This window comes from Acinetobacter sp. 1566109 (genome assembly GCF_000582255.1).
Lineage (GTDB): Bacteria > Pseudomonadota > Gammaproteobacteria > Pseudomonadales > Moraxellaceae > Acinetobacter > Acinetobacter nosocomialis.
In genome coordinates this window covers 1-1034 of the sequence record NZ_JEYB01000196.1, presented here as the reverse complement: position 1 = coordinate 1034, position 1034 = coordinate 1, and the positions used below count along the sequence as shown (strand labels likewise).

Annotated in this window: 1 protein-coding gene and 1 pseudogene; both read right to left on the bottom strand. The window is 35.7% G+C overall.

Annotation, left to right across the window (positions count from 1 at the left end):
• Positions 1-233, bottom strand: a pseudogene (locus tag J582_RS25365) (alpha/beta hydrolase); the annotation flags it as partial.
• Positions 234-304: 71 nt separating this feature from the next.
• Positions 305-1034, bottom strand: a 730-nt coding sequence (locus J582_RS25360) for an alpha/beta fold hydrolase (RefSeq protein WP_032048966.1), incomplete at its 5' end; no start/stop codon positions are given.

Genomic DNA, 1034 nt, shown 5'->3' with positions numbered 1-1034 from the left:
CCTTCAACGTAATGAAGTTTTACGCCTTCAGACTCTATAAACTTACTAGATAAACCTTTTGCATAAGAATATTGCCCTAGCCCATTAGATTTCACTTTATTAAACATTTGCTGTGAAACAGCTGGTGGCGTATCTATCGACTTTAAGTTTGGGTCATATTCTGCATTTGCATATGATGAACTAACCAAAATAAAAGCTGTAGAAATGGATATATTTTTAAAATATCTATTCATATTAATGACTCATTTAAAATAAATAATTTATTGCACCCAAGCCTTAAGCCTGAGTGCGATGAATTTCATATTTATTTAAATAAAAAGTTCGATAAACTTTTTTCAACACCTTCAGCATTTTCTTCCACCATCCAGTGTCCTGTATCTGGCAAAATAATGGCAGTGTATTGGGCAGGATCAGCGACAAATCTTGCTCGCATCTCTTTCACCAAAACATCATTTACGCCTTTTTGGCCTGTAAGTGCCATAGAAGGTATGGTTAACTTTTTACCATTAGCAAGTAATGCTTCATTTTGACGAACTGAATCAGCATGAGAATGGTAATAACCAAAAGCTGCTTTTAATTTATCTCGAGTTGAATATGGTTCAATCAACTCAGCAAGGAGTTCAGGCGTAAAAATGTCTTTTTTACCTGCATAAGTTTTAATAAAGTACGAGAAAAATAAATCTGGATCATGTGCAATTTGCTTTTCAGCAATATCACCAAAGCTGAAATAACCAAAGTGCCAACCCAGACCTGGACCATCAAGTGTGTATCCCGGATATCCAAACATCGCACGATCTGGAATTGGCGAGTCCATAAATACTACTTTTTTGATATAGCCCTGATTATTGGCAACCAGTGGATAAGAAGCCGAATTACCTAAATCGTGACTGACATAATAGATTGGCCCTTTACCAGCAATTTTTTTAATCGCACCAATCAAGATTTTTGATGTATTTTCTGCCGAATAATCATCGTTAAGTATGGGAGATGATTGACCCAAACCCGGTAAATCTATTGCAATCACTTTATGGTCT